The organism is Dehalococcoidia bacterium, from assembly GCA_030018455.1.
GTDB lineage: Bacteria > Chloroflexota > Dehalococcoidia > DSTF01 > JALHUB01 > JASEFU01.
In genome coordinates this window covers 31238-58213 of sequence record JASEFU010000006.1, presented here as the reverse complement: position 1 = coordinate 58213, position 26976 = coordinate 31238, and the positions used below count along the sequence as shown (strand labels likewise).

Sequence of the window (26976 nt, the reverse complement as noted above, 5' to 3'; positions counted from 1 at the left end):
TAGCAGAAGGAGTTGTGGTATCGATGGCCTGGGATGAAGGATTTGAGGCTGCTTTCAATCCCCGCTCCGTCGCGATTCTCGGCGCTTCGACGAAGGAGCGGGGTGGTGGGAACGGCTTCCTGATGGGCCTGAAGGACATGGAGTACCCGGGACGCCTCTACCCCATCAACCCCAACGCGGAAGAGATCATGGGGCTCAAGTGCTACCCCTCTCTCGCGGCCGTCCCCGAGGTGCCCGACCTCGTGATCGTGGCGGTGAGCGCAGGGCGCGCGGAGCAGGCGCTTGAAGAGTGCATCGCGAAGGGCGCGCGGAACATCCACATGTTCACCGCCGGCTTTGCCGAGACCGGCGAGGAGGAAGGCGAGGAGCTGGCCAAGCGCCTGCGCGAGATCGCGGCGCGAGGAAAGCTGAACATCGTCGGGCCCAACTGCATGGGCATCTACTCGCCGCGAGGCCGCATCTCGCCCTGGGGCAAGCTTCCCGCCGAGGTCGGGCCCATCGCCATGATCACGCAGAGCGGCGCCCTGGGCAGCGAATTCGTCCGCCTGTGCCCGGACTACGGCCTCCTCATGAGCAAGGTCATCTCCTACGGCAACGGCTACGTGATGGACTGCACCGATTTCCTCGAGTACTTCGAGAAAGACCCCGAAACGCAGTACATCGCCATGTACCTCGAAGGCGTGCGCGATGGCCGGAAGCTGCTGGAGCAGGTGCGGCGCATATCGCCGAAGAAGCCGGTCGTCGTGCTGAAGGGCGGGCTGACCTCCGCCGGCGCGAAAGCGGCCGCCTCCCATACCGGCTCCCTCGCGGGCGAGAACGTTGTCTGGGACGCCTTTTTCAAGCAGTCGGGCGCAATCCCCGTCGACTCGATGGAGGAGATGGTCGATGTCCTTCAGGCGCTCGTCCGCCTGCCGCCGTCGACAGGGCGCGGCGTCCTCCTCATCGGGGGGGCGGGCGGCACCGGCGTCCACGCCGCCGACGTCTGCGCGCGCGAGGGGCTCGAAGTGCCGACGATCGAGGAAGCGGTGCAGGCGGAGCTGAGGGAGTTCATCGGCGTGGCGGGCACGAGCGTGCGCAACCCCATGGACGTCGGTATGCAGCTCCGCGGCCCCGAGGACTTTGTCCGCGTCCTCGAAATCGTCGAGAAAGACCGCCTTGTCGACTTTATCCTCATGGTTGTTCAGGTGTTTCCCCGTCGGATGGGCTGGCGCGGGGGCCCGAGGCAGATGTTCCGTGTGCTGCTGAAGTTCGTCAAACGGCGCCGCAAGCCGTTCGTCGTAGCGATGCGCATCCCCCAGGAGAACCTGGAGACGGAACGAGACCGCCTGTATGCCATGAAGAACTTCATCAAGGCGGGCGTGCCCGTCTTCAAGACGATCGACAGGGCCTGCCGCGCACTCTACAAGTATTCTGGCTATTACCGATGGCTCGAAGAACAGGAGAAACTGCGAGAGGAGGTAGGTGAAAAGACAGCAGTCGTCTGATGATGATTACGGCTCGACAAGAGCAAAGCCGTGCGAGAATTCAAAGCGCCCCCGGTGGGAGCAAAGGAGCTAAGCCATGATCAGGACTCCTGAGCAGTACGTGGAAAGCCTCAGGGACGGCAGGGTGGTCTACCAGGACGGAGAAAGGGTCACCGATGTCGTAACGCGATACAAGGGCATGGTGGAGCGGACAGCGTCCGAATTCTGGATCGCCGTGCAGCCTCAGTACCGCTCTCTGTTCAACATGATGGAGGACGGGGAGGAAGTCTCCTTCTCCTTTAAAGTCCCGGAGACGGGCGAGGACCTGCAACGCCGAAGGACGATCATTCAGACGCTGAACCGGAACGGTATCGGCGGGTCACGCCTCACCGGTATCGATGGGCTGAACGGCGTCGCTTATGCCGCAGAGAAGCTCGACGCTGCGATGGGCACCAAGTATTCAGGGCACATGCGCGACTATCGCGCCTGGTGCAAGAAGAATGACCCGAGCATCTGTGCCGCGGTAAGCGATCCCAAGGGAAACAGGCGGCTACACGCCGAAGACCCCCGCCAGGCCCACAAGGACTTCTACGTCCGCATCGTCGACCGCAACAACGAGGGGATCTACATAACCGGCTGCAAACTCCACATCAGCGAGTCCATTCTCTCCAACGAGTTGATGGTCCTTCCCTCGCGCAACCACAACGAGACGGGCAAGGACTACTGCGTGGCCTGCGCCGTCCCCTGCAATGCCAAGGGCGTGACCTTTATCGCCACGGGCGGGGCCGCCGGCGGCGGGCACCCGATGATAATCTTCGACAACGTCTTCGTTCCCTGGGAGAGGGTGTTCATGGCGGGCGAGTGGCAGTTTTCCCGTATGATGGCCACTTCCTTCGCGCGCTACCATCGGCTGACGGCTGCCACTTACAAGCACGTCCACCTTCAGATCGTTGCCGGACTCGCCAGGCTGATGGCCGAGTACAACGGACTGACGCACGCCACCCGCATCCAGGACATGCTCGCCTGGCTCGCGATGTACGCCGACGTGACGGAAGCCCTCGGCAAGGCCGCCGCCCTCGACCCGGTGATCGACCCTGAGACGGGTTTCGCGATGCCCAACCCTGTTTACACTAACTGCGCTAAGTACTGGTTCGCCTCGCAGTGGCACGAAGCAATGAAGTACCTCCAGGACATCACCGGCGGCATCGCGGCGACGATCCCATCCATGAAGGACTGGGAAAACCCGGAGACGCGTCCCTACCTGGAGAAGTACCTGCAGGGCGACGCGTCGTTCCCGACCGAAGAGCGCATCCGCGCCATCCACGCCGTAATAAACCAGGGCTCCGCCTTCTACGGCGTGCTTGCCATCCACGCGGAGGGCTCGCTGGCCACCCAGAAGATGGTCCTCTACCAGATGGCCGACTGGGAGCGCTTCAAGGCCGCCGGCAGGCGCGCGCTGGGGCTGCCCACCGACCACCCCGACTTCAAGGACCTGCCCACCCGGCCACCTTTCCAACTTCCTGACTGACGCCAAGACAATCACGCGAAGAGGGGGGCGCACTGCGCGCCCCCTCTCTTCATTTCGCGCTCCGGCCCCCTTCCCGCGACCCGCCTTCCGGTGTGCGTCATTGCGTCCATCTCAGCTCTGGTGCGATGATCCAGATGTCCAGGAGAAGGTCCGCGCAGAAGGCATCGGAGGTGCAGCGAAATGGAAGTCATAAACCCCATGGTGAAGTCGCTCGTGCGGCGCGCCAGGGAGGACCCGGAGGCGTTCTGGGCAGAGGCCGCCTCTCACATCCCCTGGTTCCGCAAGTGGGACACGGTGTTCGAATGGACGCCGCCCACGTTCCGCTGGTTCATCGGAGGGCAGACGAACCTCTGCTATAGCTGCCTGGACCGCCACGTCGAACAGGGGCGCGGCGGCCACGCGGCGCTCATCGCCATCGACGAGCGCGGCGAGCGAAAGGTCTACACGTACACCCACCTGCTTAACGACGTGAAGAGGGCGGCGGCCGCCCTCCGCGGCCTCGGCATCGGGAAGGGCGACCGCATCGCCGTCTACATGCCCACCTGCCCGGAAGCGATAACGATAATGCTCGCGGCCGCGCGCATCGGCGCCATCCACGTCGTCGTGTTCGCCGGCTTCGGCGCCAGCGCGCTCGTCGACCGCGTGGGCAGGACGGGCTGCCGCCTGCTATTCACCGCCGACGGCACGTGGCGCAAGGGAAACGACGTCCCGCTCAAGAAGATCGTCGACGACGCCGTGAACGAGGGTGCCGGCGTCGAACGGGTAGTCGTGCTGAAACACACCGGCCTCGACGTCTCGTTCGACCCGGAGCGCGACCTGTGGTGGGACGACTTCCTGGCCCTCGGCGAAGGGCGCGACGACGGCTACGAGATAATGGAAGCGAACGAGCCCGCCTACATCCTCCCTACCTCCGGCACGACCGCGAGGCCAAAGCTCGCAGTGCACACGCACGGGGGCTACCAGGCGCACGTCTCGAGCATGTCGCGCTGGGTCTTCGGCCTCAACGAGAGCGACGTCTGGTGGGCGACGTCCGACATCGGGTGGGTCGTCGGGCACGCCTACATCGTTCACGGGCCGCTCCTCGCCGGGGCGACCACCGTCGCCTATGAGGGCGCCCCCGATCATCCCGGGCCGGAAGCGTTCTATCGCGTCATTCAGGACAACGGGATCACAGGGATGTTCACGTCGCCTACGCTTGTGCGGCTGATGATGCGCTACGGCTCCGAGGTGGCGCGCCGGTTCGACATGAGCCGGTTGCAGCGGGTCTTCTCCGCCGGCGAGGTGCTGAACGCGCCGGCGTGGGAATGGTTCCAGAAGGAGGTCTTCGACGACCGCATCCCGGTGATCGACCACATGTGGGCCACCGAGACCAGCGGGCCCATCATCGGCAACCCTTACGGCGTCTGCATGCTCCCGATCAAGCCCGGCTCCGGCGGCATTCCCCTGCCGGGGATCGAGGCCGATGTCGTCACGCCCGAGGGAGTGCCCTGCGCCCCCGGCGAAAAAGGACTGTTCGTCATCCGCCGGCCGTTTCCCGGTCTGACCTCACAGCTATGGGGCGAGCCGGAGCGCTACGGCCCCGATTACTGGGGGCGCATCCCCGGCCTCAACGTCTACTCGACCGGCGACGCTGCTTCGAAAGACGAGGACGGCTACATCTGGTTCAGCGGCCGCGCCGACGAAGTGATCAAAGTGGCGGCCCACCGCATCGGCACTATCGAGGTGGAGACGGCGTTCCTGCAACACCCCGCCGTGGCCGAGGTCGGCGTCACCGGACGGCCGGACGAGTTACGCGGCGAGGCGATATCGGCTTTTGTGGTGCTGAAGCAGGGCCATCAGCCGTCGGAAGAACTGCGAAGGGAGCTGCTGCAAACGGTGCGAAAGGAGCTGGGCCCCGTGGCCGTGATCGGCGAGATGAACTTCGTCGACATGCTGCCGAAGACGCGCAGCGGCAAGATCATGCGCCGCGTCCTCAAAGCCGTCGTCCTCGGCCGCGAGCCGGGCGACATCTCGACTATCGAGGACGAGGGATCGGTGGAAGAGGCGCGCGAGGCCTGGCGGCAAATGACGGCGCTCGTTGGACAGGAGGCGAAAGAAGAGAAAGCGTAGCCGGCGCTAAGTCCTTAAACGGTTTTGATAGAGATTGCCCGTGTGGTGAAAGGCGGTCTGAAAACCGGCGGGACTAAAATTAAATGGTGGCTAGCGAGGGGAGGAGGGAGCCGTATGCGCAGAATGATGGCATCTGAATTCGGCGAAGGACCCGGCGGCAGGAGGGAGGGCGAGATCAGGGGTGTGAGGAGCACGGCGGCCCTGTCCGGTCACCCCCTTCACCCATTCTTCGTTCTCTTTCCCGTGGCGTTCCTGGTCAGCGCCCTGGCTTCGGACGCCGCCTTCATGGTAACCGACGATGGGTTCTGGGCGAGGGCCTCGCAGTGGCTCGTGGGCGCCGGGCTTGTGACGGGAGCGATTGCCGCCGTCTTCGGACTGACCGATTTCCTGACGATCCCCCGTGCGCGAATTCTCAGCGGCTGGGTGCATTTCCTGGGCAATGGTACCGTCCTGGGGCTGGCGCTGGCGAACTGGTTGATCCGCCTCGACGACCGCGCCGATGCCGTTGCCCCGGTTGGGGTCGGCCTCTCGTCCGCCATCGTCGCCATCCTGCTCGTCACAGGTTGGCTCGGCGGCGAGCTGGCCTACCGGCACAAGATAGGCGTGATCCCGGGCGAACGGTGGATCGAACCCGAGGCCCGCCGCCGGGCGGCCTGACGGTACGCCTCGCGCCTTCCGCCGAGAACAAAGCTAGGCCGAGCTCACCGCTCGGACCTGACGTTCCCCCCGAGGAGGGTCTACGCTGCCCTGCGTCTCGCCCTCGCGCTCTCCGCAAACAGGGATATCATCTCTTTGTTGAAGGCGGGAATATCCCGCGGGCCGCGGCTGCTAACCAGGTTCCGGTCGCGGACAACTTCCCTGTCTACCCAGCGGCCGCCGGCATTGCGAATGTCGTCCTGCAACGAGAAGAAGCTGGTTATCGTCCGTCCTTTGACGAGGCCGGCCGACACCAGAAGCCAGGGCGCATGGCATATGGCCGCTATGGGCTTGCCCGACTCGCTGATCCGGCGGACGAAATCGCGGGCCCGCTCGTTCATGCGGAGGATATCGGCGTTCAAGGCGCCGCCCGGTAGGAGGACCGCGTCGAAGTTATTGGGGTCCGCTTCGTCGAGGGTCATGTCGACCTTGTACTTGTCCGCCTTGACGTCGTGGTCCATCGATTGCACTTCGCCGCTGTGAGGGGCGATGACCAGCGTCGTCGCTCCCGCCTCTTCCAGCGCCTTCCTCGGCTCCGTCAGCTCCACCCTCTCGAAGCCGTTTGTGACCAGAATAGCGACGCGCAGGCCGTCGAGCCTTTGCGTGCCCACGGCCGGTTTTCTTTGTTGCATTGCCTCCACCTCCTCTGCGTACGGGGTCCCATGGCGCTCGGACATCGCCTCATCATGCTCTCTGGCGAGCGGCGTCGAAGATTCGTACCTTCGGCTGCTTTCTATAGCAGCGCCGCGCCAGGGAGACCAGATGATGACGGCGGCGGTGGCCGCGGCCAACAGGGTGAAGAGGAGATCAGCGCCCGCAGCAATGGCCACGACAGTCAAGATGAGCGTCGTAACTGCCAGAATCGCTATCTCCGGCTCATGGCCGCGCCAACGTGCGAAAGTCGTCGCGCGGAAGTCTCGCGCCTTGTCGAGCAATGTCATGCTCCTTTCACATTGTCACTAAACATAATATTGGCGGAGGGTGCACGGAACGTGAAGGGCGCGGCCGCCTCCGTGAAGGAAGCATGACAGTCGGGAACAGGCGTTTTCCTGGAGACGTCGAGAGAAAGGAGGTCCGCGGCGCGCTACCGAGGCCGGCGCCAGGGAGACCAGACCGCCACGGCGGCGACGGCAACGACCAGGAGCGTGAACAGGATGTCGGCTCCCGCGAAGATGGCGGCGATTGCGAGAATGAATGTCGTCGCCGACAGAATCGCGACTTCGGGCTCGTGGCCCCGCCAGCGGGCAAAAACGGCGGCGACGACGTCCTCGAGCTGCCGCCTGTCGGCGCGCGCCCGGCGCGTCTCTTGAGGGCGTTCGTCGCTCTTCTCCACCAGGCGGAGCGTCTTCTTGCGCGTGGGCGTCGTCTTGCTCATGGCCTTCCCAGGTATCTTCGGTCGATCTCCCATCGAAGCTCAGCCCCCATCTTGCGGCCGATGTGGCGCCGTCAAGCCTTCGGGCGCCGTCCGAACGTGGGCGGGCAACCGCCGGGCAGACGTCGCCCGGGGAACAGCGCGCAGCGGTTCTGCCCGCCCGCGGCGAAGGCGTGTCGTTCGTGGTATGCTATGAGCAGACGGGCCGGCGACGCCGGACGAGCCGCTTTTCGAGATGGTGTTGCCGGGCTTCTCGAGGTCTTGAGGTGAGAAGAAGAGTAACGGCTGAGACCGTTGAATTGACGGCGGAAGAGGCCGGATGGCGTATCGTCGCGGAGGGGTTTGACCCCTTAACTGAACGCGGCGTCGAGGCCGTCTTTTCCGTCGCCAACGGCTACTTCGGCGTGCGCGCCGCGCTGGAGGAGGGAAACCCCGCTTCCTACCCGCTTCTCATCGTTGCTGGAATCTACGTTCCTGCTGGCCAGCCCACTCGTCAGACGCTGCTTACGCTGGCCGATCCAGCGCAATTGAACATTACTCTCGGTGGGCAGCGGCTGGAGATGTCGGAAGTGGAAACGCTGCTCCATGCGCGCGAACTCGATATGCGACGAGCTCTGTCGAAGCGGACTTGGGTCTTCGTCGACGGCGAAGGGCGGCGCTGGCGCTGGGAGTCCTTTCGTGTCGCCGCTGCCTCCGTCCCGGACTGCTACCTCTACTCGCTGAAGCTCAGCATCGAGGAGGGTGAGCCGGCGCGGGTCGTCGTCTCTTTTCCCACCGGCGTGATACTCACCCATGAGAGCGCCGACGAGGAAACGGAAGTGCTGGGCGCGCAGGACCTCACCGCTCCCCACCTGTTGAGAGGAAAATCGACGGTGAAGGCAGCGCGTACCTGGGCCGTCGACGGCTCCATTGCGGCGAACGCGAGAAAGGAAGAGCCGCTCGTTATAAACGCCGCCAACCGCATCGTGACGGTTACGGGCGGAGGGCTGGAACATGAGTGTGCCTTTGACGAGGTGCTGGCCGATCATCAGCGCGTCTGGAAAGAACGCTGGGAACTGGCCGACGTCATGATCGGTGGCGACCTTCGACTGCAGCAGGCCGCCCGCTTCGCCGTTTATCACTTGCTCTCATCGGTCGCGGCTGTCGATGGCCGCTTTTCGGTCGGCCCTCGTGATCTCTCCGGGCGCGCTTATCACGGGCACGTCTTCTGGGATACCGAGATCTTCGTCCTTCCGCTCCTTTCCTTCGCCTGGCAGGAGGCGTCCCGCTCCTGCCTGCTCTACCGATACCGCACACTCGGGGCGGCCCGTCACCGCGCGAAAAGCTTCGGCTACGAGGGAGCCATGTACGCCTGGGAGTCCACCGACACCGGCGACGATGTCACGCCTCCGTTTGCGGTCCTCCCTAACGGCAACGTCCTCCGCATCCTGAACGGCGAACAGGAGAACCACATCTCCGCCGACATCCCTTACGCCCTCGTCCAGTACTGGAAGGCAACTGGCGACGACGAGTTCATGCGGCGGTACGGGGCGGAGATACTCGTGGAGTGCGCTCGCTTCTGGAGGAGCAGGGTCTCGCCGGAGGGCGGCGCGTACTCAATTCACAATGTTATCGGCCCCGATGAATACCATAACGGCGTGAGTAACAACGCCTACACCAACGCCATGGCCCGCTGGACGCTGCTCGAGGCCGTGAACTGTCTGGAGCGGTTCCATAAGGTTGACGCCGGAGGCGCGAGGGAGCTCGTTCGCCGGCTCGGTGTCGGGGATGATGAGCCGATGGGCTGGCGGGAGGTCGCCGAAAAGCTGGTGCGCAGTACCTTCTACGAGGATGAAGTTGTCCCCCAGTTCGACGGCTTCTTCGACCTGGACGAGATCGATGTCGAATCATACCGCCGCGCCGGCATCCCCCTGGATATCGCCGTCGGACACGACGCCGTGCAGCGCATGCGGGCGGTGAAGCAGCCGGACGTCCTCATGGCGCTGTTCCTGTTGCCCGACCTGTGGACAGAAGCTTCCGCCCGGCGCAACTTCGAGTACTACGAAAACATCACCGCCCACACCAGTTCCCTGAGCGCGCCGATCCACGCCCTGCTCGCCGCGTGGATGAGAGATGACGAGCTCTGCCGGTTCTATCTTGAGCGGTCGATGGAGATCGACCTGGGGAACGACTTTCGCGGCGCCGCCACCGGCATTCACGTCGGCTCGCTGGGCGGGCTGTGGCAGGCCATCGTCTTCGGACTCGGCGGCCTCAAGTTCTCGCACGACCTCCTGGAGTTCGATCCGTTCCTCCCTTCCTCGGTCGAAAGCATTGACTTCTCATTCATCTGGCAGAGACGGCGGGTGCAGGCGAGGGTAGGGCCGCGCACGCTCGCGCTGCAGGTGGAGGGAGAACCGTGCGAAGTGCGCGTCAACCGGGCGCGGCGGACAGTGGGCACGGGAGAGGCGGAGACCTTCGACTTCGATCCGCAGCTTACGTACTGGGGAGCCACGCGCGAGGAAGGCGGTACGTAATGGAAACAAAGAAGAGCCTGCTGCTGCCTCTCGAAGGATCGGTAGCCCCGGAAGGGCCCCTGCACGTCGCCGCTGCTATAGCCGACTTGCGCCAGGTGAATATCAGCGTCCTGTACGTCTCTCCCGAGCCGCTCCCCCGACAAAAGGTGCTCCGCGTACTGGGCATCAGCGGCGATTGGGCGGAGAAGGTGGAGCCGCTGAACGCCGTCGGCGAGCCGGCGCAGGAGATCTTACGCGTGGCCGGCGAAATCGGCGCCGATAGCATCATCATGCTCACGCGCGGCGGAACGGGAGAGCCGGAGACGCTGCAGCACCTGACTATCCCCGTCTTGCAGGACCCTCCCTGCCCCGTCTTCGTCGTGCGCATGGCCCTCGACCTCCTGTCGCAGACCGGTAGACTGCGGCGAATGCGCCGCATACTCGTCCCCCTCGACGGCACGGCGGAAGCGGCCTTCGCGCTGAAAGAAGCGTCCGGCCTCGCCAAGCAGGCAAACGCCCGCCTCCTGATGCTCCACGTAATCGAGAGCAACCCGGAGCGGGGAAAGGCCCCCGCGACGCCCTCCTTCTCCGACCACTCGCCTTACGAGATGGAAGCATGGGGCGATGAGTTCTTCCGCAGCAACTTCGCCCTTACGCCCGCCCCGCAAGGGCTGGAGGTCGAGATAGCGCTGCGCTTCGGCGACCCGCAAAGCGAGATCATCCAGTTCGCCGCTGAGAGCGACTGCGACCTCGTCGTCGCCGCCTGGAGCGGCAACCTGTCGCCCGGCCGCGCCGCCGTGGTACTGCGGCTGCTGCACGAAGCGACGTGTCCCTTGCTCTTCCTCCTCGGGAAGAGGTCAACCTGAAGACCTTACGTCGCCGCTTGTTCCAACGGCACCGCTTCCGAAGGGCGCCTCGCCGGCCGGAGGGCGACGTAGACGCCCGCGAGCACAAAAGCCGACCCCAACAGCTCCAGCGCCGTCGGCGTCTCGCCGAGAACGAACGCGGCGAGAGCTGTCGCGCCCACCGGCTCCCCCAGGATGGCGACCGCGACCAGGGCGGCGGGGACGTAAGCCAGCGACCAGTTGATCGCCGAGTGCCCGATGAGTTGCGGCACGAGGGCAAGCAGCCCGAACATCAGGAACGTCTTCGCGCTGTAACCGGTGAAGGACTCGCCCGCAACGATGACCGAGGCGACCAGCAGCAAAGCCGCCGCCGTGTAGGCCGCGCCGATGTAGCCTGTCCACGCCATCTCTCGGCGCGCCCTCCGGCCCGTCATCAGATAGGCGGCGCTGAAGACCGCACCCAGCAGCGCATAGAGGTCGCCCGTCAGCGTGCCCCAGCCTTCGCCGACGTCTTCCACCGCCATCACGCCTGCCCCCGCTATCGACACCGCGATCCCCGCCCACGTCGCCTTCGCCACTCTCTCCTTCAGCAGGAAGGGCGAAGCCAGCCCGACGAAGAGCGGGTTGGTAGTGACCAGCACAACGGAAGTGATTACGGAAGTCTGCTGAAGCGACGCAATCCAGAACCCGAAGTGGAGGGCGAGAAACGCGCCCGCCAGCAGCGGCCAGCGGAGGCTTCGCGCCTGGAACGGGTACCTCGGCGCCAGGACGACGGCCGCCGCGCCCGCGGGCATCGCCGCCAGCCCCAGCCGGTAGGCGGCGATAACGAGCGCGGGGGCCTCCGCCTCGCGGATAAGGACGGCGGCGGACGAGACGGCGATGACGCCGAGGGCGAGCACGAGATACGCAGGCGACCGCACGTTCGCGATCGTATCACAGGAAGCCGTTAGGGGTGAGGCCGCAGCGCCGTCCCTCTAGTCCGCATCGAGCGGTGGCGGGTATGTGATCCGCCCGCCTTCCACGCGCGCCCAGGGCGTGACCCGATGGGGCTGCGTCTTCCTCCGCCCCATGATGTGCTCGACCCGCACACCCCTGACCGTCAGGGCGTCGCTTATCAGCGAGCGGTGGCAGCGCCAGGGCAGCGCCTCCGCGCACATGATGGCGACGCATTCCTTTCGCGCCGCGTCTATCAGCGAGGCGATACCTTCCTGAAAGGCGTCCGTCTGCATGTAGTCGGCGAAACCGCGAAACGCCGGGTTGCGCCATCCCGCATTGGGCGAATCGGCGCGGGCGCGGCGGAGACCACCCAGGCCGGCGGCGTGCGCGTAGCGGACCCCCGCTTTCTCCAACGCCCGCGCCAGGTCGTCGCGATTGAACTGGGGGTTCCTGCGCGAGCCGGGGACGGTGCGCACGTCGACAAGCAGGGTCACGCCGTGCTCCTTGAGCAGCGCCAGGAATTCGTCGAGGGGGCGTGTCGAATGGCCGATGGTCAGTACGGTGGGCTCATTGCTGGACGTAGACGGCATAACGGTGGCTCCGCCTCTGTATCCTACACCCACCGTCACGCGCGACAAACGGAACCATCTGCAGCCTAGATCCGGGCCCAGCGCACACGACGCCGATCGCGCTCTTCGCGCGCCACGTCCAGGTCGTGACGGGCCCGCGCCATCAACTCCTCCGCGCTCGCCTCTCCCTCCAGCGCCGAAGCCACTCCTATGCATACGCCGACCCACAGGACGATGGCTTCGCCCCTGACAGTGATGCTCGGCGGCTGCCGGGTCACCAGATGCTCCAGCCGCCGCACGAACGCCCTCGCCCCATCGCGATTGCACTCGAGGAGGATGACCGCGATCTCGTCGTCGCTCAGCCTGGCCGCGACGTCGGACGCCCGCTTGCTCGACTCCACAACGCGCCCGATGTGCCTCAGCACGGTGTCGCCGCATTCTCTCCCGTACGATTCGTTGATGGCGCTCAGGTTGTTCACGTCGACGAGCGTCAGGGAGAGAGGGATGCCTTGACGCCGCGCCCGCCGGTAGTCTTCCCGAAGGCGCAGCCAGAAGTACTGCTCGTCGGGCAGCCCCGTTACGGTGTCGCGCGAGACCGGCGCTGCCGTCCGGGGAAGACCCTCGGGCGCTGTCCTTGCCGTTCTTAGAGCCACCGCGCAGATGCCTACTGCCGCCACCATCAGCAGGGCGTTGAAGAACGCCAGGTGCGGCATTTCCTGCCACTCATCCAGCATTCCGACAAGAAGGCCCGCGCCGACGAACCCGATGGCGACGAGGAGGTAGCGCCGAAGATTCTCCGGCCAGCCGGTCTGGCTTTCCTCTTCGTCAACTTCCTCCGAGGGGTGACCGTTCTGCCGTCCGAAGCGGCCATTTCCAAGCATGGAGCGCCTCCCGACACTAGTTGCAGTACGGTAGGACGGGCGCGACGTGATCACGCCGTCCTTAACACAATCGGCACAAAACCGAGAAGCCGTTGCCCAAAATGCTCCGGAAAACAGGGAATTTCTGCCAGGCCGTCATGTTGAGGAAATTGGGGACGTGCGGAAGGTCCGGCAGGGCCGCGCAAGAGATGTCAGGGGTAGATGCCCCTTATCTCCGTCGCGTCGACGACGCGCCGCGCCCCCAGCATGACCGCCGCTAGCCGCAAGGGCACCGTCTGCTCTTCCGCCAGCGCCGAAACCTCGTGAAAGGCGCGAATTATGACGCGGCGCAGCCTTTCGTTCACCTCGTCCTCCTCCCAGAAGAAGAACTGCAGGTCCTGCACCCACTCGAAATAAGAGACGATAACACCGCCCGAATTGGCGACGATGTCCGGCACGACGAGGATTCCCTTGCCATCGAGGACGGCGTCGGCCTGGGGGGTGACCGGCCCGTTCGCCCCCTCGACGACGATCTTCGCCCTCATGCGCTCGGCGACGCCTTCGTCCACCTGCCCTTCCATCGCTGCCGGTATGACGACGTCGACCGGCAGCTCGAGTAGCTCCTCGTTCGTCAGGTGGTCGCCGAACGGCGCCTCGATGAGCCTTCCGCCCTGCGCCTTGTATCTTGTCAGCTCCGCGGGGTCGAGGCCGTCGCCGTTGTGCACGCCGCCCGAGGTGTCGGACGCGGCGACGATCTTGCAGCCTGATTCGCGCAGGCACTGCGCCGCGTTCGCGCCCACGTTCCCGAACCCCTGGACGGCGACCGTGAGGCCGTCCCGGCGCAGGCCGCGGTAGGCGGCGGCTTCCAGCGTGACGTAGTTGATGCCGCGTCCCGTCGCTTCCCGGCGGCCCGCCGTCCCACCGATGCTCACCGGCTTGCCCGTCACCACGCCGGTCACCGAGTAGCCCTTATGCATGCTTATCGTGTCCATGATCCACGCCATCACCCGCGCGTCCGTCCCCATGTCGGGGGCCGGCATGTCCTCTTCCCGCCCGATGAGGATGCTGATTTCCGTAGCATAGCGGCGCGTCAGGTTCTCCAGTTCCCCCTCCGTCAGCTTCTTGGGGTCGACGACGACGCCTCCCTTCGCGCCGCCGAAGGGGATGTTTGTGATGGCGCACTTCCACGTCATCAGCATGGCCAGCGCTTTCATCTCGTCCAACGTAACGGCGGGATGATAGCGGATGCCGCCTTTCGCCGGCCCTCGCGCCACGTTGTGCTGAATCCGGTACCCTTTGAATACCCGCGTGGAGCCGTCCGCCATGCGGACAGGGAAGCTCACGGCAAGCTCTCGCCGGCAATTAGCGAGGATCTGCCGCATCCCGTCCGATAGCTTGAGGCGGTCGGCGGCCCTGTCGAGCTGCGATACGGCGACGTCATAGGGGTTAGAGGAAGGCATCATCATGCAGGCCTCCAGTATGGGAATCCCTTCCGCCGTTGAGAACCGGGCAGACCGGGAGACGACACGCCCGGCAGACGATCAGCCTCCTGCGCCGCCAGCGGAGCCGAGGAAGTAGGTGTGACAGGCCTCGTCCAGCGCCTCCCGCCCCAGCGAGGGCTTCTCGCCGTTGTAGCGGGCGGCGTCGGCTATCGCCTCAACGATGTCGCGTGGGTGGCAGCCGCGGAGCCGGCGCTCCTGTTTAGCGTACCAGCGCTCGAGCAGATAGTCGACCATCGACCCGTCGACCTCGATCTTTTGCTCACGGCAGACCCTCTCGAAGATGCCGCGGAACTCCTCGCGCGTCGGGTCGGGGATTTCCACCTTGTAGCGGATGCGGCGCAGGAAGGCCTCGTCCGCCAGGTGCTCGGGCGGCAGGTTCGTCGAGAAGATGGGTATGACGTCGAACGGCACCTCTACCGTCTGGCCCGTGTGCAGCGAAAGGTGGTCAACCCCGCCCTCGAGGGCGACGATCCAGCGGTTAAGCAGCTCGACGGGCGGGATCTGCTGCCGCCCGAAATCGTCGATGATGAGCAGCCCGCCGTTCGCCTTCATCTGCAGCGGCGCCTCGTAGACCTTTGAGCGGTCGTCGAACACCAGCTCCAGGCTGTGCCGCGTAAGCTCGCCGCCCGCCATCACCGCCGGACGCCGTATCGCCGCCCAGCGACGGTCGCGGCGCTCGTCCGTGCCCCGTTCCTTCGGCTGGACCGTCCGGTGCTTGGACGGGTCGAAGAGGCGGACGATGTGGCCGTACACTTCCAGCGCGTAGGGGATGTACGTGTGACCGGAGATTGCCTGTCCCAGCAGATGCGCGATCGTCGTCTTGCCGTTGCCGGGCGCGCCGTAGATGAGAATGGGATGCCCGGAGAAGATGGCCCTGCCGATGCGTGAGACCGTCTCCTCGCTGAGGACGAGCTCACTGAGAGCCGCGGAGACCACCTTCGGAGTGAAGCTGCGGCCGCTCACCGACTGCCGCTTTACCTGCGCCACGTAATCAGTCAACGGCACGGGGGTCGGCCCGACATACGCGTTACGCTCGAAGGCCGTGTTGGCCCTCTCCAGGCCGCGACCAGTCAGCCGGTAACGGTAGGTGGCCGGCCCCTGGCCTTCGCCGGGGATTATCTCCGTCAGACCGTCCCTGGTCAGGAAACCGAGCACCTCCTGCATCACCGGCATCGAGAGGGCAAGCGTGGCGGCGATGTCGCCGGCGGAGGGCCGGGCGCTGTAGTAGAGAGCCTTAAGCGCCAGCTCGACGAGAAAGCCGAGGTCGAGCCCGGTATCAGCGAGATACGTGGGCTCCGCCAGAGGGTGTTCGTCGGTCTTCGGGTGTTCTGGCGTCTCGAGAGAGTATCGCAACAGTCGGACCTTTCCAGTCTCCTCCTAAGAGGGCGCGTTGCAGTCTTCGGGTCCCGCTTGATGATCGGCAGGGGACCCGTCGGGCGACAGGACGGTGAACCGGAGCCTGCAGCGCCCGATCTTTATCTCGTCCCCGTCTTCCAGCATCGCCCAATTGACGTTGTTGCCGTCAATCAGCGTGTGATGAGCGGGACTGAGGGAGCGGACTATAAAGCGGCCCGCCGCCAGGCTTATCTGCGCGTGCTGCGAGGCCACCGCGCCGTCTTCGACGGGGAGCGTGACGTCGCAGCCGGGGTCGGCCCCGATTACGAGAGGGGCGTCTCCCATCGTGATCGTCTTCGTGCTGCCGCGGCTGTCCTCGATGAGCAGCCGGGCGAGAGCGGGAAACGTCGCGACCGGCTTCCTTGTCTGATGGGAGACCGGAAGGTCCGCAAGCACGCGCCGGTCCGGAAGGTCGGGGACAGCCCGTCCCGGCGCCTCGCTCGCTCTCCAGTGCGAGACGGCCTCGCCCGCGTTTTCGACCAAAGCGGTGGAGACTCTGATCGCCCCCCTGCCTGTCACCATGGCCAGGTGTCGGAGCGCGGAGCCGACAAAGGCCAGGGAGAGGAGCAGCCCGCGTCCGCTCGCCAGTAGCGCCCTGCCCAGCGGACGCAACGAAGGAAGCTGCAGCGCCGGCGAAGTCGTCACGCTGGCTCCAGGCGCGTCTTCCGGCCGCAGCGCTCCTTTCTTCACGCGCGCTCTTCGCGCCGGACGCTTGCCGGACTGGGAACGGCCGTCCTGGCTGCGGGCCTCCGGCTTGTCGCGGAGCCGCTGGTCGTACTCGGCCCTCCGCCGCTCATCCATCAGTATGGCGAAGGCTTCGTCCAGCTCGGCAGGCCGGTAACGCCATTTCGCTTCGCCGCCGTCCCGTTGCAGCGTCCTCAGTACCGTATAGGCGCGTCTTATCAGCTCCGGCTCCGCCCGCGGGTCGACCGCAAGCATCCCGTAGTAGTCGTTATTTCTGTTGGGGCGCTTCTTCGTTGGGAAGAAGGGCGGCCGCGTGCGCTCGGGTGGCTGCTGTCGGGCCCGTTCCCGGCGCAGTTGGGCGACGCGGGACACCGCGGCATCGTAGTGGCGGCGGCGCTCCGGCACGATCAACTCGGCATAGGCGGAGTTCAGCGCCTCCAGCTCTTCTTCGACGTGGCGGATCGCTGCCTGCGCGCGCAGCTTCTCGGCAACGTACCAGTAGGCTTCGATGATGACGTCTTGAGGGGCATCGGGGTCTAGCTGCAAGAGCTGATAGTGGTCAAGCTCCGCCGGAGAAGACGCTCCACTACGGCTGCCTTTCGTTCTTCTCACGGCCGGTCCCAACCCCTTCCCTAGTCACCCAACACCTTCACAAGCTCAATCATGACGGGGCCGAGGATGACTATGAAGAGCGACGGCATGATGAAGAAGACGAGAGGGAACACCATCTTCGCCGGCGCCCGCCTTGCCTCTTCTTCAGCACGCTGTCTGCGGTGCCGCCTTATATCACCGGCCTGGACGCGGAGGGCAGCTCCCAGGCTCGTGCCCAGCTCTTCCGCCTGCACGATCATGTTGGCGAACGTCTTGAGGTCGGCGACGCCCGTCCTTTCCCCCATGTCGCGCAGCGCGTCGCGTCGCGCCTTTCCCATCGACACCTCGCGCAGCATCTCCGCGAACTCCTCCGAGACGGGGCCTTTCAGCTTCTCGGCGACGCGGTTGAAGGCAGAGTCCAGTCCCAGGCCGGCCTCCACGCACGTCGTCATCAGGTCAAAGGCGTCCGGCAGGCTCCGCCAGATCGCGAGTTGCCGCCCGCGGACGCGACGCCGGAGCCAGATGAAGGGCATGAGCACGCCAAAGAGGGCGAGGATGGGCACGAATACCAGCATTCCCGGAGCAAGGTCGCCGTCTGTCGCCGCCCAGGCGAGAAGAAAGCCGGTAAGCGGCATCAGCGCTCCCATGAAGATGACAAAGAGGAAGAACGCCGGCAGGGTCATCGGCTGGCCCGCTGCTATGAGGTTGCGGCGCGTTCTGGCAATAAACGCCGGCGGCAGCAACTCGATGACGAACCGTGCGAGACCTTCAACGACGGGCAACACCACACGGTCCTCGAAGGGAACGTCCTGCAGCCGCTGGTACGCCTGCCGCTCCGACGCCAGATTGCGCACGCGCGCTTCCGCCGTCCCGCCGCGCGAGCGCTGCACCTGCCACGTCCCGAACGAGACGATGGAGAGAAAGACGAAAACCGAACTCAGTACCGGTAAGACCATTTCCTCCCCTATATCTCGATCCCCACTATGCGCCTGATGGTCATGAAGCCCAGCAACTGCAAAGAGCCGGCGATGATCAGAAGGATGATCCCCGCTGTCTCCGTCCAGAGGTTCGACATGAGGTCAGGATTGAGCAGGAAAAAGACGAACGCGAGCACCGCCGGCCACAGCGACAGTACCCAGGCCGCGAAACGCTGCTGGGCCGTGAGAGTCCGTATCTCGCCGCGGATGCGGTCGCGCTCCCGTATCGTCTCCGCCACGTTGTCGAGGATCTCCGACAGGTTGCCGCCCGTCGCCCGCTGGATGAGCGTGGCCGTAATCACAAGGTCGAGGTCGTAGCTGCCCACGCGTTCCCCCATCGCGAGGAGCGCGTCCTCCAGCGACGCCCCCAGCCGCACGTCGGCGACCAGCCGACCGAACTCCTCCGACAGCGGCGGGTCGATCCGCTGGGCGGCGGCGTCGATCGCCTGGAGCATCGCGAAGCCGGCGCGGATCGAGTTCGCCACGTGCGTCAACCCCTCGACGAGCTGACGGTCGATCGCGCGCACGCGGCGCCTGATCCTCAGCGTGAGATAGACGGCGGGCAGCATGTAGCCGATGAAGCCGAAAACGATTCCGAGCAGTATCCCTGCCGCCTGCCCCCGCGCGAGGAGAAGCGGGAGAGCGAAGAAGAGAAGCCCGAGCATCACCCGCATGAGCAGCCACTCGCCCACGCGCAGGCTCAGGTGCGCCCGGTCGAGGTCGCTAGCGGCGCGCTCCGCCCACGCGCTCGCCGTGAGGACGCGCCTCAGGAACGGTATCGCCGAGGGCCCGGGGCGTAGGAGCGGGCGCGTCCCGGCCTCCGACCCCTGCCCCTCACGCGCCAGCGCCTGCAGCCGCGCGTCCGCAGTTCTATCGCTGTTCAGCAGATAGAAGCCGGCCACGCCGCACAGCAGCGCGAGGAAGACAAACAGGGCGGCGAAGACAGCAATCATCTCCCGCTACGTCCTCAGCACCGAAGGTACGCCGAAATCAACGGCCATACCGCTCTTCACCATGCGGTCGGTGAAGGTGGGCATGATACCCGTCGGCAGCATCTCCCCCAGCAGACGCCCCTCCGCATCTATACCCGTCTGCTCCCAGCGGAAGAGGTCCTGCATGGTCACGACCTGCGACTCCATGCCCGTGATCTCGCTGACGAGCGTCACGCGGCGGCGGCCGTCGGCAAAGCGGCTCAGGTGCACCATGAGGTGCAGCGCCGATGCCATCTGCTCGCGTATCGCCCGTACAGGGAGGTCGAGGCCGGCCATCAGGATCATGTTCTCGATGCGGGCGAGGGCGTCGCGCGTCGAGTTGGCGTGGACGGTGGTCAGCGACCCCTCGTGGCCCGTGTTCATGGCCTGCATCATGTCGAACGCTTCGGGGCCGCGCACCTCGCCGACGATGATTCGGTCGGGGCGCATGCGCAGGGCGTTGCGGAAGAGGTCGCGCTGCGTCACCTCGTTCTTCCCCTCGATGTTGGGCGGCCGCGCCTCCATCGATATGACGTGGCTTTGCTGCAGCTTCAGCTCGATGGGGTCTTCGATGGTGATGATGCGCTCGCTGCTGGGGATGTACGCTGAAACGGCGTTGAGCAATGTCGTCTTGCCGGTACCCGCGCCGCCGGAGATCACCATGTTGAGGCGCAGGCGCACGCACGCCTGCAGGAAATCGGCGAGCTGCTGCGTCACAGTGTTGTTCTCGATGAGGTCCGCCATCATGTACTTGTCGGGGCGGAACTTGCGCACGGTGAGTATCGGGCTCCTGGGCACGAGCGGTGGGATGATGACGTTGACGCGCGAGCCGTCCGGAAGTCGCGCGTCGACGAAGGGCGACGTCTCGTCCACGCGCCGGCCCAGCGGCGAAATGATGCGGTCGATTATGCGCATGATGTGCACGCGGTCGCGGAAGCGCACGTTCGACAGGTAGATGATGCCGTCGCGCTCGTAGTACACCTCGTCGGGCGCGTTCACCATCACCTCCGATATCGACGGGTCTGCGAGCAGCGGCTCGATCGGCCCGTAGGCTATCGCCTCGTCGACGACGCGGCGCACGATCTTCTCCTTCTCTTCGCCGTACACCGACGGCGCGATGTTGCTCATCACCGCCCGCGCCGCCTGGTCCACCGCCTGGCGCGCCTGCGCCGGCTCCAGCTTCTCCACCGCCTGGAGGTCCATCTCCCGGAGAAGGTTCTGGTGGACCGCAAAGACGAGCTCAAACTCCTGCTCTGTGAGGCTTATCGCTTCCAGGAGCTCGTCGTCCACCCTGTTGTTGTTTTCGCCGGTCAGATGGTTCATTACCCCTCCGTCTCCTTTGCCGTGGTCTCGCGGCTCACCCGCGGCCCCTTGTTGCGCCCGAATACGCGGCCGAGCAGCGACTCCCGCGGCGGCTTGATCCCCACCACGGTGCGCGCCAGATCGGCGAGGTTGCGCGCCCCCGGCGCCGACGGGCGGCCGATAACCGCCGGCTCCCCCGTCTGCGCCCCCTGACGCACCCGCTGGTCGAACGGGACGCGCCAGAAGATCTCGCGCCCCAGCGCCTCTTCGATTGTGCTCGGGCGGACACCATCGCTCATCGCCAGGTCGTTCACCAGCACGCGCACGCGCTCCAGCGGGTACGACTCCGAACGCAGCGCTTCGAGCGCCCGCAGGGAGTCGCGCACGCTCGCGAAGTCCGTCGTCACAATCCACAGCACCAGCGACGCCGCTTCCAGCGCCGCCAGCGTGATGTCGTTCAGCGTCCCCGCCGTGTCGATGACGACGATGTCGTGGCTCTTCGACAGGAGCTCAACCGCTCTGCGGAAGTCCTCCGGCTTGACGCCCCGCCAGGCCATCGTCTGCGCCGGCCCCGGCACCACGTCCAGCCCGCTGGCGTGACGCGACAGGTAGTTGGGCAGCATCTCGCGCGTGACGCTCGCCGAGTCGCGCGCCAGGTCGACAATCGAGCGCTCCGGCGGCAGGTCGAGCATGCCCGCCACGTCGCCGAAGCCGTAGTCGGCGTCCACCAGCGCCACCGACTGCCCCGTCGCGCCCACGAGCGCGACGGACAGGTTCACGGCGATCGTCGTCTTGCCGATGCCGCCCTTGGGCCCGAAGATGGTGATGATCGTCCCCTGCGGGCCCCACGTCAGCGTCTGCCCGCGCTCCCGCATCTGCCGCCGCTCCTCCGACTCCAGCACGGTGACGATGGACTTCCCCATCTCTTCCGCGTTCGCCGGCATGACCACGAAGTCGCGCGCGCCCGCCACCATCGCCTTGCGGGCGAGGTCGATCTCGGGCTCGAACGAGTAGACGATGACCGGCGTTTGCGGGAGGGCGTTGAGGAGCGATTCCACCGTCTGGAGCGAGCGCATGACGGGCTCGCTGACGCCGACGAGGACGACGTCGGGCTCCAGCTCCACCGCCGTGGAGACCGCTTCCGTTCCGAAGCCCGCCTCGCCGGCGATGTCGAAGTGCGACTGCTTGACCAGGCGCTTGACCTCGTAACGGGCTTTCGCGTCCTGGTCGACGACCAGAATAGCGGGGATCTTTGCCATGGTGTTCCGCTCCTAACGCGTTCCCGTGGGCGTGCCGTACGGGATAAGGTTCGTCTCCGGGATATTGGATATATTTCGGTCGCCGAAGGAGCGGAGCGTAAGAGCAAGCTCGCCGCGCGCCTGGACGAGCGCGAGGAGCTGCGCCTGTTCCTGAGTCACCGCCAGCGTCACCGTGCGCGCGCCCGGGTTCGGCTCCACGTCTTTCGGCCGGTCCCCCAGCATATCGGGAGGCGCCGACGGCGTCGCCGTCCCCGTGCGCGCGGCCGCGGGAATCGGCTCCTGCGCTTCCTGCGCTACCGCCAGCACCTCCACGTTCTGGATAAGCGTGACGGCCTTGTCGACGCCCACGTCGCTTTCTTCGAGGATGCCGATGACATCCACCAGATCGCCCGGTAACACCAGCCCGCCGACGCTGCTCTCCTCAGAGACGCTGATGGAGAACGCGCGCAGCCCGGGCGGCAGCAGGAACGACACTCCCGCCCCCTCCTCCTTCACGTCTTGCACGCCCACCTTCGACGCCACCACCTGCTCGCCCTCGAGAATGGGGTAGCGGGCGTACTGTCCCTCGAGGGGCCCGATTTCGTCGAAGGCGCCGCTCAGCACCATGTCCTCCGGCACCTCCGCCAGCCTGAGCATCTCGGCGTCAAGCTGGGTGCGGGGCGCAATATCGTGGGCGGCGACGACGACGGTGCGCGTGTCTGCGGCGGCCGACGCCTCTTTGTCGTCGTCGCCCTGGTTGAGGGCGGCGAAGACGAGGACGGCGGCTATGACGGCGAAGAGGACGGCAAGGAGCAGGAAAGCGGCTCCCGGTCTGTCACCCTTTCTGAGAATAGTCCTTGCCATGGCGCCCCCTCTCCTACTCCACAAGACTAATTACCCGTAGACCGCCCGGATCGAGGGGCCCACCGCTGCTGTTGGGCGGCGCTTTGGTTCGGACGAACATGCCCCAAAAAGTTCTCTGACCCCACGGGCCCCCTGGATCGCACATCCTTTCGTCATGACTGTCCGGCGGTGCGCCGTCAATCGTGCAGCCCAGGATGTAGAAGCCCCCGAAGTATTCCAAGGGTTCCGGGTTGGGATGGCTCTCCTGCATCTCCTCTACCACTATCACGTAGATAAAGCGTGGGCTTCCCTGACAAATGATGTCCAGTGGCTGGTCGGAGGGAGGTTGGCCGAATATCTCCTCAAAGTCGTCGATTTTGTTTTCATCGGCGCCATCGCACACGGGCTCTAGCGCCAGCAGGTCCCGAATTCCCTTGAACGTGTCCGGGCCGACCTTGTTGCCGGGCGCGGTGTAGACTGGATCGTCTTTTCTACACAAGGCGGGCGTGCCATAGATGATTTTCTCCGAAATGTCCTTGCCCACGGCGCCCTGCCAGCTGCAAGGGTCGTCCGCCTCGTCGCCGAGGTTGACCAGCCCAAATTGGCCGTGTGTTGAGTCGCCTGCCCCGTAATCGAGGGGACAGATGGAGCCGAAGAGCGGTGAGTCGCGCTCGCCGTCTCCGTCCGTGTCTTCGAAGCACGGGCTGTCCTTAATGACCACCTCGAAGGGACGCAGCCCCTCGCTGATAGACTGCGGCGAACCCACACACGCTTTGGCGTGAGCCCCTACGTTGACGCTAAAGACATCGAAAAACCGACCCATCCACATCCCGGCCGCGGCCTCGGCGTCTACTGTAATGCTGTCGATCAGCGCGGGATCGTCCCCCGGCATGTCTGAATAGCATGTCGAGTCCGTGAACGGGGCGTGAGGCATCTCGTCCTGTTGCACGCCGTTGCGATCAGCCCACTCGATCGCGTCGGCCACCGCGCCCCCGGGATCCTCAGGCAATTGCTGTGCCCCTGCCAGCGCGGCCGCATCGACGTCCTTCTGCGCCGCTGTTCGCTCGCCCAGCAGCAGGCCCACGTCTACGATGCCCGCGATGAGCGCGAAAAAGGCGGGAATAAGGACCGCCAGCATGATCAGGTTTTGGCCACGCTGCCCACGGACGAGCCGCCACACAAGCCTTGCGAAACTCACGGGCAACCTCCTCCCGTCGTGATGCCGCTAACCCCCTGTTCCAATCGCATATCTGCGCATGCGCTCATGCGTAAGGAACCCGCGGGGCACCCGTCTCTGTCGGGCAGAAGACGTGAAATCGGGGTAAGCAGGTCGTAGCAGTATTCGACGTTGACCACTACGGACTCCCCGGGATCTCCGTGGCCATTTGTGTTCGGGTCGGTCCACCAGACGTCAACCGTAGCGTCTGGATCGGCCAGCAAGCCGTGGGAAGTGCCGATCGCCCTATCTGTAATCGCCGCGGCATCCGCTCCGACTATCCCGGTTCGGGCCGCTTCTCTCGCAGCGTTGGTCATCACTACCCAACGGTCGAGGGCGATCGCCGCGTCAACGATAATGAAAACTATGATGAATAGCACAGGCATTATGAGGGCGAACTCGATCAAGTTCTGCCCCTTGTCTGACAATCCGCGGGGGTGATGCTGGCTCATTAGGTCGTCTGTCCATAGCGGGCAGGGCGGAGTGAGCCGCCCCGCCCGCACGCGAGTGCCTTAGCCGCCACCTAGAGGCAGAGAAATATCGCAGTCGTCCTGCCACGTGATACAGCTGCCGATCTTGTCAAACATCGTGCCCACGTAGCCGCTCAGGGCAGCGCCGACCGCGATGATGGCGACAGCCACAACGCCCCCGATAAGGGCGTATTCCAGCAGGTCCTGGCCGCGCTCTCCGCCGAGCTTCGCCTTCAGGACCATCCAGTAGACACTTAGGCTGTTGAGCATTCCTTTGTCTCCCCTTTCGGAACTAAATTAAGCTCGCCTCTGAGGCTCGCCTACCGGCGAGCAAGCCCGCCTACCGCCTGCGTGCCGGCAGGCAGGGCGGGCAGGCCCGACGTCGGGCCGGATTGCGGGGTCCTTCCTTTGTCGCGGCGCCTCACCCCCCTTCGAGGGCGAACAGGAGAGACGGATGGCTGATAGGGCTTGCCGATGCGTTCCGGAGGCGGGTCCGCGCGCGCCTTCGCCGCGTGGGGGTCTCCCCCGATTGTCGAAGGCAGGCGCGGATGCGATAATAGGTTCGCAACCGGGGGCCTCTCCGCTCCTGTTGCCCTAGCCCCGCCGGCTCGTCAGACACTGCGCGGGGCTTTTTTTGTTTTGCAGATAACAAGGACGGCGCTGAGACTGCCCGTCAAAACGTATAACGCAGAAACGCGCTTTTCGCTTCGGTCCGGCCGCGAAAGAGAGGTCGACGGGGTTTCCCTCCCCTTGCGCGTGCCCGCCACCAAAGGCACGATATCGTTTTGAACTTTACACGTTCTGAAAGCCGCCTGTCAAGAGGGAATTCATCGAAGACAACATAATCCTCTTCGGACTCGTATTCCCCTGGAACCTCGGAGGCGAACAGGGCCCGATGGACGCGACGGCCCGAACGCGACGCGCCCGAATACGGCGAGGGCGCGTCGAGGGCGGCGGGCGGCGTCGAGCGCGGGCGGCAGCGCCGCCCCCTGCCGGGGGTTTCAACCCGCAGAAGCGTACCCCCTACGAGGGCGCTTCCTCGAAGCGGAGGCGGTGCGGGCCGATCACGATCTCGTCGCCGGGCTCCAGCACCGCCCACTCCACGCGCCGCTCCCCGATGCGCGTCGCGCGCCCGCGGTCGAGATGGTGCAGCATGTAGCGTCCCTCCCGCAGCCAAACGCGGACGTGGCGTCGGCCCACCTGCCCCGACGCGTCGGACAGACGCAGCGAGCAGTCGGCGTCCGTCCCTATCGTCACCGCGTGGTCGCCCAGCTCCAGCGCCGTCCCCAGCTGCGGCCCATCGATAACGATGAGGCGCGCCTTCGGGGCCTGCGGGCCGCCCCATCTCGTGACAGGCGGCGGACGGTACGATTCGACGGCGGGCGTCGGGCCGGCGGGAATCGCCTCGCGGCGCCGGCGCACGATGCGCAACGTCAGCGCGCCTCCGCCCGATAGCAGCAGCAGCGGCAGCCCGACGGCGACAATCCAGACGACGGCGCCCATACCGCCGCCCTCTTCGCCGGCGACGGCCGCGGGTGCGGGCGTGGGTGTCGGCGTCGGGGCGCTCGTGGGCGTTGCCGCGGCGCCGGGACGCGGGAAGGTCGTCTCGCCGCTCACCGTCATGCCGGCGGCGTTCACCGTCACCCTCAGCCTCGATTCGCCGCCGCCCGTTTGGCCGGGGAGGCGCAGGCGGAGGATGTACGCCGCCCGCAGCATCTTGCCGATGCCCTCGTACACGCCGGGGATGTCGCCGGGCGCGGGCGCCGCGATGAAGCGTCCGCCGCTCCTGCGCGCGACCTCCTCCAGATAGGGGACGTTGACCTCCGTGCCAACGCCTATGGTGAAGACGGGGACGCCCGCCGCCGACGCCTCCGCTAGCGATTGCTCCATCGTCGCTGCGCTAGTCGCCTCCCACTCGTGGCCGTCCGTGAGCAGCACGACGACCTTGCGTGGGAGAGGGGCGTCGCGCGCCGTGCGCACCCCGGCGATGACGGCGTCGTACAGGGCGGTGGCGCCGCCCGCCTGGAGGCCGCCGAGGGTGGCGGCGAGAGCCTGTCTGTCGCTGGTGAAAGGGCCGGGCGCGCCCAGGCCGTCGGCGAAGGCGATGATCGACGCGCGGTCGTTGGGCAACAGGCTGTCGATGAGTCGGAGCGCGGCCTCTCGCGCCGCCGCCAGGGGGGCGCCGGCCATGCTGCCGCTGGTGTCGATCACCATCACCACCGCCAGTCCCACGTCGGCGTCGACGGCTGCCTGCACGTCCTCGACGACGGCGGGTGCGCCGTCCTCCGTCGCGCTGAAGGACGCGGCGTCGAGCCCGCCGATGGGCGTCCCGAAGGCGTCGAGAACGGAGACGGCGGCGGTCACCCGCGGGTAATCACCGGCGATCACCTGGACGACGGCGACGGCTGCGGGCGGCTGCGCGTGGGCGGGCGCCTGGGAGAGCAGCGCTCCCGCGAGGAGCAGCGCGGCGGCGACGCGGACGGGCGGCTTGCGCATCATGCCTTCGGCCTCAAGCGGCTCCCGGCGTCGATAGCCCCGCGGCGGGACTGTTCTAGGGACACGTCGTCAGGGCGGCGGGGGAGCCGGCCGCGACCAATTATACCACTGAGCGAATGAATTCTCGGCTAGCGGCGGCGGAAGGGGAAGCGGACGCCCTTGAGGGCCATCTGGTAGAGGTGGAAGATGAAGCCGGCCATGGAGCCCCAGAACAGCATGCCGAAGAGGAGCTGCGTCCCGAAGCCGATATCGGGGTTGCCCAGGGCGGCGCCGATGCCGGTCCCGAGGGCCACGCTCAGTCCCACGCCGATACCGTTCATCTCGCTTTTATTATCGGCAGGGCGCGCGAAGGAATAAATGAGGGCCGTCACACATCCGCAACGTTTCCGTGTTGGACAGCGGCGGCGGCGACCCCGTGGGG

General features: G+C 65.9%; 24 protein-coding genes. 6 read left to right on the top strand and 18 right to left on the bottom strand.

The window, feature by feature from the left end:
• Positions 1–23: 23 nt before the first annotated feature.
• The 4 genes from QME71_08450 (at position 24) to QME71_08435 (ending at position 5757) form a co-directional block, all read left to right on the top strand.
• On the top strand, positions 24–1484 hold the full coding sequence (locus tag QME71_08450; GenBank protein MDI6858327.1) for a CoA-binding protein: 1461 nt from the start codon (positions 24–26) through the stop codon (positions 1482–1484).
• Positions 1485–1560: 76 nt separating this feature from the next.
• Complete coding sequence (locus QME71_08445; protein MDI6858326.1) at positions 1561–2991, top strand: 4-hydroxyphenylacetate 3-hydroxylase N-terminal domain-containing protein; 1431 nt, start codon at positions 1561–1563, stop codon at positions 2989–2991.
• A gap of 180 nt (positions 2992–3171) precedes the next feature.
• On the top strand, positions 3172–5100 hold the full coding sequence (locus QME71_08440) for an acetate--CoA ligase (protein MDI6858325.1): 1929 nt from the start codon (positions 3172–3174) through the stop codon (positions 5098–5100).
• A gap of 123 nt (positions 5101–5223) precedes the next feature.
• Positions 5224–5757 (top strand): DUF2231 domain-containing protein, encoded by a 534-nt coding sequence (locus tag QME71_08435; GenBank protein MDI6858324.1) that lies wholly within the window; start codon positions 5224–5226, stop codon positions 5755–5757.
• 80 nt (positions 5758–5837) lie between these two features.
• Here the strand turns inward: QME71_08435 and QME71_08430 are convergent, their stop codons facing one another.
• Together QME71_08430 and QME71_08425 are read right to left on the bottom strand one after the other, a co-directional pair.
• On the bottom strand, positions 5838–6428 hold the full coding sequence (locus tag QME71_08430) for a type 1 glutamine amidotransferase domain-containing protein (protein ID MDI6858323.1): 591 nt from the start codon (positions 6426–6428) through the stop codon (positions 5838–5840).
• Between the two features lie 452 nt (positions 6429–6880).
• Positions 6881–7171 carry a hypothetical protein gene (locus QME71_08425; protein ID MDI6858322.1) on the bottom strand — a complete coding sequence of 97 codons (291 nt, stop codon included), beginning with the start codon at positions 7169–7171 and terminating at the stop codon, positions 6881–6883.
• Positions 7172–7434: 263 nt separating this feature from the next.
• Between QME71_08425 and QME71_08420 the strand changes: the two genes are divergently transcribed.
• Positions 7435–9681, top strand: a complete 2247-nt coding sequence (locus tag QME71_08420; protein MDI6858321.1) for a glycosyl hydrolase family 65 protein — start codon at positions 7435–7437, stop codon at positions 9679–9681.
• On the top strand, positions 9681–10526 hold the full coding sequence (locus QME71_08415) for a universal stress protein (GenBank protein MDI6858320.1): 846 nt from the start codon (positions 9681–9683) through the stop codon (positions 10524–10526). Before QME71_08420 ends, QME71_08415 begins: the two co-directional genes overlap by 1 nt.
• A gap of 5 nt (positions 10527–10531) precedes the next feature.
• Here the strand turns inward: QME71_08415 and QME71_08410 are convergent, their stop codons facing one another.
• From QME71_08410 to QME71_08335, 16 genes are all read right to left on the bottom strand, one after another.
• The gene (locus QME71_08410; GenBank protein MDI6858319.1) at positions 10532–11425 is read right to left on the bottom strand and encodes a DMT family transporter; all 894 of its coding nucleotides are present in this window, start codon (positions 11423–11425) and stop codon (positions 10532–10534) included.
• Positions 11426–11479: 54 nt separating this feature from the next.
• Complete coding sequence (locus QME71_08405) at positions 11480–12031, bottom strand: DUF488 domain-containing protein (GenBank protein MDI6858318.1); 552 nt, start codon at positions 12029–12031, stop codon at positions 11480–11482.
• Positions 12032–12096: 65 nt separating this feature from the next.
• Complete coding sequence (locus QME71_08400; GenBank protein ID MDI6858317.1) at positions 12097–12891, bottom strand: diguanylate cyclase; 795 nt, start codon at positions 12889–12891, stop codon at positions 12097–12099.
• A gap of 191 nt (positions 12892–13082) precedes the next feature.
• Entirely contained in the window at positions 13083–14336 is a 1254-nt protein-coding gene (locus QME71_08395) for a Glu/Leu/Phe/Val dehydrogenase (protein ID MDI6858316.1), read from the bottom strand.
• A 75-nt stretch (positions 14337–14411) separates the two neighbouring features.
• On the bottom strand, positions 14412–15725 hold the full coding sequence (locus QME71_08390) for an ATP-binding protein (protein ID MDI6858315.1): 1314 nt from the start codon (positions 15723–15725) through the stop codon (positions 14412–14414).
• A gap of 24 nt (positions 15726–15749) precedes the next feature.
• Positions 15750–17063, bottom strand: coding sequence for an FHA domain-containing protein (locus tag QME71_08385; GenBank protein ID MDI6858314.1), 1314 nt, complete (start codon positions 17061–17063; stop codon positions 15750–15752).
• A gap of 20 nt (positions 17064–17083) precedes the next feature.
• Positions 17084–17998, bottom strand: a complete 915-nt coding sequence (locus QME71_08380) for a type II secretion system F family protein (GenBank protein ID MDI6858313.1) — start codon at positions 17996–17998, stop codon at positions 17084–17086.
• 8 nt (positions 17999–18006) lie between these two features.
• Positions 18007–18972 carry a type II secretion system F family protein gene (locus QME71_08375; protein MDI6858312.1) on the bottom strand — a complete coding sequence of 322 codons (966 nt, stop codon included), beginning with the start codon at positions 18970–18972 and terminating at the stop codon, positions 18007–18009.
• A gap of 6 nt (positions 18973–18978) precedes the next feature.
• Entirely contained in the window at positions 18979–20313 is a 1335-nt protein-coding gene (locus tag QME71_08370; GenBank protein ID MDI6858311.1) for a CpaF family protein, read from the bottom strand.
• The gene (locus tag QME71_08365) at positions 20313–21551 is read right to left on the bottom strand and encodes a response regulator (GenBank protein MDI6858310.1); all 1239 of its coding nucleotides are present in this window, start codon (positions 21549–21551) and stop codon (positions 20313–20315) included. Before QME71_08365 ends, QME71_08370 begins: the two co-directional genes overlap by 1 nt.
• 12 nt (positions 21552–21563) lie before the next feature.
• Positions 21564–22394 carry a Flp pilus assembly protein CpaB gene (cpaB, locus tag QME71_08360; protein MDI6858309.1) on the bottom strand — a complete coding sequence of 277 codons (831 nt, stop codon included), beginning with the start codon at positions 22392–22394 and terminating at the stop codon, positions 21564–21566.
• A gap of 13 nt (positions 22395–22407) precedes the next feature.
• Entirely contained in the window at positions 22408–23571 is a 1164-nt protein-coding gene (locus tag QME71_08355) for a pilus assembly protein TadG-related protein (protein MDI6858308.1), read from the bottom strand.
• Positions 23568–23996, bottom strand: a complete 429-nt coding sequence (locus QME71_08350; protein MDI6858307.1) for a pilus assembly protein — start codon at positions 23994–23996, stop codon at positions 23568–23570. Before QME71_08350 ends, QME71_08355 begins: the two co-directional genes overlap by 4 nt.
• 105 nt (positions 23997–24101) lie before the next feature.
• Entirely contained in the window at positions 24102–24329 is a 228-nt protein-coding gene (locus QME71_08345; protein ID MDI6858306.1) for a Flp family type IVb pilin, read from the bottom strand.
• Positions 24330–25082: 753 nt separating this feature from the next.
• The gene (locus tag QME71_08340; protein ID MDI6858305.1) at positions 25083–26558 is read right to left on the bottom strand and encodes a VWA domain-containing protein; all 1476 of its coding nucleotides are present in this window, start codon (positions 26556–26558) and stop codon (positions 25083–25085) included.
• 125 nt (positions 26559–26683) lie between these two features.
• Positions 26684–26875, bottom strand: coding sequence for a hypothetical protein (locus tag QME71_08335; protein ID MDI6858304.1), 192 nt, complete (start codon positions 26873–26875; stop codon positions 26684–26686).
• Positions 26876–26976: the final 101 nt, after the last annotated feature.

What these genes read in the sequence shown, in the direction of transcription:
- QME71_08450 (MDI6858327.1), top strand. Translation starts at nt 24, where the DNA reads ATGGCCTGGGATGAAGGATTTGAGGCTGCTTTCAATCCCCGCTCCGTC.
- QME71_08445 (MDI6858326.1), top strand. Translation starts at nt 1,561, where the DNA reads ATGATCAGGACTCCTGAGCAGTACGTGGAAAGCCTCAGGGACGGCAGG.
- QME71_08440 (MDI6858325.1), top strand. Translation starts at nt 3,172, where the DNA reads ATGGAAGTCATAAACCCCATGGTGAAGTCGCTCGTGCGGCGCGCCAGG.
- QME71_08435 (MDI6858324.1), top strand. Translation starts at nt 5,224, where the DNA reads ATGATGGCATCTGAATTCGGCGAAGGACCCGGCGGCAGGAGGGAGGGC.
- QME71_08430 (MDI6858323.1), bottom strand. Translation starts at nt 6,428, where the DNA reads ATGCAACAAAGAAAACCGGCCGTGGGCACGCAAAGGCTCGACGGCCTG.
- QME71_08425 (MDI6858322.1), bottom strand. Translation starts at nt 7,171, where the DNA reads ATGAGCAAGACGACGCCCACGCGCAAGAAGACGCTCCGCCTGGTGGAG.
- QME71_08415 (MDI6858320.1), top strand. Translation starts at nt 9,681, where the DNA reads ATGGAAACAAAGAAGAGCCTGCTGCTGCCTCTCGAAGGATCGGTAGCC.
- QME71_08405 (MDI6858318.1), bottom strand. Translation starts at nt 12,031, where the DNA reads ATGCCGTCTACGTCCAGCAATGAGCCCACCGTACTGACCATCGGCCAT.
- QME71_08400 (MDI6858317.1), bottom strand. Translation starts at nt 12,891, where the DNA reads ATGCTTGGAAATGGCCGCTTCGGACGGCAGAACGGTCACCCCTCGGAG.
- QME71_08395 (MDI6858316.1), bottom strand. Translation starts at nt 14,336, where the DNA reads ATGATGATGCCTTCCTCTAACCCCTATGACGTCGCCGTATCGCAGCTC.
- QME71_08380 (MDI6858313.1), bottom strand. Translation starts at nt 17,998, where the DNA reads ATGGTCTTACCGGTACTGAGTTCGGTTTTCGTCTTTCTCTCCATCGTC.
- QME71_08375 (MDI6858312.1), bottom strand. Translation starts at nt 18,972, where the DNA reads ATGATTGCTGTCTTCGCCGCCCTGTTTGTCTTCCTCGCGCTGCTGTGC.
- QME71_08370 (MDI6858311.1), bottom strand. Translation starts at nt 20,313, where the DNA reads ATGAACCATCTGACCGGCGAAAACAACAACAGGGTGGACGACGAGCTC.
- QME71_08365 (MDI6858310.1), bottom strand. Translation starts at nt 21,551, where the DNA reads ATGGCAAAGATCCCCGCTATTCTGGTCGTCGACCAGGACGCGAAAGCC.
- cpaB (MDI6858309.1), bottom strand. Translation starts at nt 22,394, where the DNA reads ATGGCAAGGACTATTCTCAGAAAGGGTGACAGACCGGGAGCCGCTTTC.
- QME71_08345 (MDI6858306.1), bottom strand. Translation starts at nt 24,329, where the DNA reads ATGCTCAACAGCCTAAGTGTCTACTGGATGGTCCTGAAGGCGAAGCTC.
- QME71_08340 (MDI6858305.1), bottom strand. Translation starts at nt 26,558, where the DNA reads ATGATGCGCAAGCCGCCCGTCCGCGTCGCCGCCGCGCTGCTCCTCGCG.
- QME71_08335 (MDI6858304.1), bottom strand. Translation starts at nt 26,875, where the DNA reads ATGAACGGTATCGGCGTGGGACTGAGCGTGGCCCTCGGGACCGGCATC.